Origin of the sequence: Roseicyclus sp. (genome assembly GCF_052168335.1) — a bacterium.
GTDB lineage: Bacteria > Pseudomonadota > Alphaproteobacteria > Rhodobacterales > Rhodobacteraceae > Roseibacterium.
On the sequence record NZ_JBQLZP010000617.1, the window covers coordinates 1 to 3,655 of the forward strand.

Consider the following 3,655-nt stretch of genomic DNA (forward strand, 5'->3'; position numbering starts at 1 on the left):
ACGACTACTACCACATGCAGATCATGCAAGGCGACCACCGCGTGCGCCTCGCGGCCCTCGGGCCGTTGGTGTTCCACCACCAGATCGCCGCCGTGCCCGGGCGGGACGAGCCCGACCGGGGTGAGCTCGATTTCCGTACACTTCTGTCCGGAACGGGTTCCCCCGCCATCGTCGGTGCGGAGTATCGCCCGAGCGAGCCGCCGCGCGCCTGGCTCGCGCGGTTCCGCGCCTCGTTCCGGGACAGGTCTTGACCAATCCCGGATTGGTCAGGAATTTCTTGCCGCAACGGGCGCGCGGCTGTATGCCTTCCCTCACCGGAGGCACGCCATGACCCACCCCCCGCACCACGCCGCGCTCGTGCAGCTCCGCGCCTTTCTCGCGCAGCCGCAGATGGCGCCGAACACGCGCCTGCCGCCCGAGCGCGACCTCGCCGCGCAGATCGGCGTCTCGCGCGGGGACCTGCGCAAGGCGCTCGCCGTGCTGGAGGGCGAGGGGCTGCTGTGGCGGCATGTCGGCAAGGGAACCTTCGTCGGCAGCGCGCAGCCCTTCGAGACCGTCAGCCTCGGCGAGATCGCGCGCGTCTCGAGCCCGGCCGAGGTGATGCGCGCCCGCCTCGTCATCGAGCCGGCCCTCGCCGCGGAGGCAGCGATCCACGCGAAACCCATGGAGATCATGGACTTGCGCGATTGCGCGGCGGAGTGTCGCGCGGCCCAGACCTGGCGCGAATACGAGACCGCCGACAACCGCTTCCACAAGATCGTGGCCGATGCCGCCAACAACCCCGTCACCTCCGCGCTGTATGACGTGCTCGCCGGTGTCCGGCGCGCGGTCGTCTGGGGCCGGCTCAGGCCCGAGCGCGCGAGCCCGCCGCCCGGGCACCATTCCTTCGCCGAGCACGACGCGATCATCGACGCCATCGCCGAGCGCGACCCCGCCGCCGCCCATGGCGCGATGCACCGGCACCTGGTGGCGGTGGGGCGGGAACTGTTCGGGGAGGGGATGCGCGCGTCCGCGGGCGGCGGGGACGATTGACGCCGCCCGCAGGATTGACCATAGGTGTGACCAATCAAACCAATTCGCGACTCGCGACGGGACATCAGGACGGAGCCATGACGACGGAAACCTACGTGATCGACCAGCCCGAGGTGGCGAGCCTGCCCGTTCGCGGCACCGAGGCCCGCTTCCCGGTGCATCGCATCTACTGCGTCGGCCGGAACTACGCCGCGCACGCCGTCGAGATGGGCCACGACCCCGACAAGGAGCCGCCGTTCTTCTTCCAGAAGAGCCCGACCTGCCTCGTGAGCGACGGCAAGGCGATCCCCTATCCGACCGAGACCGCCGACTTCCACCACGAGATCGAGCTGGTCGTCGCGCTGTCGAAGGGCGGGCGGGACATCGCGACGGAGGACGCGCTCGGCCATGTCTGGGGCTACGCCGTCGGCCTCGACATGACGCGGCGCGACATCCAGGCGGAGCTGAAGAAGGCCCAGCGGCCCTGGTGCACGGCGAAGTCCTTCGACGGTGCGGCCCCCTGCGGCGCGCTCGTCCCCGCGGCCGAGATCGGGCACCCCGACCGGGGCGCCATCTGGCTCGACGTGAACGGCGAGCGACGGCAGGAGGGCGCGCTCGAGCAGATGATCTGGAAGGTGCCGGAGACCATCGCGCTGCTCTCGCGGTTCTTCGAGCTGCGCGCGGGCGACCTCATCATGACCGGCACGCCCGCCGGCGTCGGCGCGCTCCGACCCGGGGACAGCGTGCACGGCCACGTGGACGGGGTGGGCGACCTGCGCCTCACCGTCGCCTGACCGGACCCGAAGGACGGCAATTCCTTGGACATCACTCCGGAACTTCTCGCTCTGGCGGGCGTGCTGCTCGTGGCCGGCGCCGCGACCGGCATCCTCGCCGGGCTCTTCGGCGTCGGCGGCGGCGCGCTCATGGTGCCGGTGCTCTACGAGGTCTTCGGCGCCTACGGCATCGACGACGACCTGCGGATGCCGCTCGCCGTGGGCACCTCGCTCGCCGTCATCATCCCGACCTCGATCCGCTCGTGGCGGGGCCACCTCGCGCGGGGGGCGGTCGACACCGCGCTCCTCCGCCGCTGGGCCGCGCCGATCGTCCTCGGCGTCCTCGCGGGCGCGGCGGTGGCGCGCTTCGCCGACCCGGTGGTGATGATGCTCGTCTTCGTCACGGTGGCGGGCGTGAATGCCGTGAAGCTCCTCGGCGGTTCGCCATGGACCCTGTCGGACGACCTGCCGGGGGGATGGCTCCTGCGGGTCTACGGGGCGGCGATCGGGCTGCTCTCCTCGCTCATGGGGATCGGGGGCGGGCAGATCGCCAACGTCATCATGACGCTGCACGGGCGGACGATCCACCAGGCGGTGGCGACTTCGGCGGGGATCGGGGCGCTGATCTCGGTGCCGGGCGCGCTCGGCTATGTCGCGGCGGGCTGGGGGCAGGAGGGGCTGCCCCCCGACGCGCTCGGCTACGTCTCGCTCCTGGGCCTCGCGCTCTTCGCGCCGACGACGGTGCTGACGGCGGGCCTCGGCGTGCGTCTCGCGCACCGTCTGTCGAAGCGGCGCCTCGAGATCGCCTTCGGCCTCTTCCTCCTCGCCGTGAGCCTCCGCTTCGTGTGGGAGATCCTCGCCTGAGGGGATGGGAAGCGCCCCGGCGCGGGCTAGGTGCTGCGACGGGACGACGGGAAGGGGCGGCGCGATGAAAAGCTGGATCGGGCTTCTCCGGTCGCTCGCGATCTACCACGACCCGCGCAAGCTCCGGGCCTGGCGGCGGTTCTACCGCGAGATACTGGCTCCCGGCGACCTCGTCTTCGACGTGGGCGCGCATGTGGGGACGCGGGCGCGGGCGATGCGGGCCGCCGGTGCGCGGGTCGTGGCGCTCGAGCCGCAGGCGCTGTTCGCGGCCTGGCTCCGCCAAACGCTGCCGCGCGACATCGTGCTGGTCGAGGCCGCCGCCGGGGGCGCCGAGGCGGAGGCGGAGATGGCCGTCTCCTCGCGCCATCCGACCGTCTCCTCGCTCCGCGCCGACTTCGTCTCGGGGGCGGCGGCGGCGCCGGGCTTCGGCCACGTGCGCTGGGACCGGGCCGAGCGCGTGCGCGTCGTCACGCTCGACGGGCTGATCGCGGCGCATGGGCGGCCCGCCTACGTGAAGATCGACGTGGAGGGGTTCGAGCTCGAGGTGCTGTCGGGCCTGTCCGCGCCCGTGCCGATGCTGTCGGTGGAGTACCTGCCTGGCTTCCCCCACCTCTCCCGCGCCGTCGTCGCGCGGCTGACGGAGCTCGGCGACTACCGCTTCAACGCCGTGGCGGGCGAGGGCGGGCGCTTCCTCTGGGCGGAGTGGCGCGGGGCGGAGGCGGCGCTGGACTGGCTCGCGTCGCTGCCGCCCGAGGCGCCTTCGGGCGACCTCTTCGTGCGTCTCAGGTGAGCGACAGGACCGCCATGAGGGCCAGCGTGGCCAGACGGGCGGCATCCGCCACCACGGGCGTTCCCTCGTAGCGCCCGGCGGAGCGCCAGGCGCCCACGGTGGCGAGGAGGTTGTAGGGCAGCGAGAACGCGTAGCCGACGATCAGCGCGGGCAAGGCCATGTCCGCCGAGAGCAGCGCGTAGAACAGGATGCTCGTCGTCACGTTCACGGCGATGCC

5 protein-coding genes and 1 pseudogene are annotated in these 3,655 nt (G+C 72.4%); 5 read left to right on the plus strand and 1 reads right to left on the minus strand.

All coding sequences use genetic code 11. The features are described 5' to 3' along the window. The 5 genes and pseudogenes from ACTS11_RS18925 to ACTS11_RS18945 all read left to right on the plus strand — a co-directional run. Positions 1–251: pseudogene (locus ACTS11_RS18925) on the plus strand (hypothetical protein); the annotation flags it as partial. Positions 252–327: 76 nt separating this feature from the next. Next, on the plus strand, positions 328–1,032 hold the full coding sequence (locus tag ACTS11_RS18930; RefSeq protein WP_442641843.1) for a FadR/GntR family transcriptional regulator: 705 nt from the start codon (positions 328–330) through the stop codon (positions 1,030–1,032). 77 nt (positions 1,033–1,109) lie between these two features. Beyond that, positions 1,110–1,805, plus strand: a complete 696-nt coding sequence (locus ACTS11_RS18935) for a fumarylacetoacetate hydrolase family protein (RefSeq protein WP_442641844.1) — start codon at positions 1,110–1,112, stop codon at positions 1,803–1,805. Positions 1,806–1,829: 24 nt separating this feature from the next. Further along, positions 1,830–2,648 (plus strand): sulfite exporter TauE/SafE family protein, encoded by an 819-nt coding sequence (locus ACTS11_RS18940; protein WP_442641845.1) that lies wholly within the window; start codon positions 1,830–1,832, stop codon positions 2,646–2,648. A 64-nt stretch (positions 2,649–2,712) separates the two neighbouring features. Further along, complete coding sequence (locus ACTS11_RS18945; RefSeq protein ID WP_442641846.1) at positions 2,713–3,438, plus strand: FkbM family methyltransferase; 726 nt, start codon at positions 2,713–2,715, stop codon at positions 3,436–3,438. On the opposite strand, the gene ACTS11_RS18950 is transcribed toward ACTS11_RS18945, so the two are convergent. Then, on the minus strand, positions 3,431–3,655 hold a 225-nt coding region (locus ACTS11_RS18950; RefSeq protein WP_442641847.1), incomplete at its 5' end, for a hypothetical protein. The two genes, ACTS11_RS18945 and ACTS11_RS18950, sit on opposite strands and share 8 nt — an antisense overlap.

Excerpts from the sequence above, each read along its gene's own strand:
- ACTS11_RS18945 (WP_442641846.1), top strand. The coding sequence starts at position 2,713 with ATGAAAAGCTGGATCGGGCTTCTCCGGTCGCTCGCGATCTACCACGAC.
- ACTS11_RS18930 (WP_442641843.1), top strand. The coding sequence starts at position 328 with ATGACCCACCCCCCGCACCACGCCGCGCTCGTGCAGCTCCGCGCCTTT.
- ACTS11_RS18935 (WP_442641844.1), top strand. The coding sequence starts at position 1,110 with ATGACGACGGAAACCTACGTGATCGACCAGCCCGAGGTGGCGAGCCTG.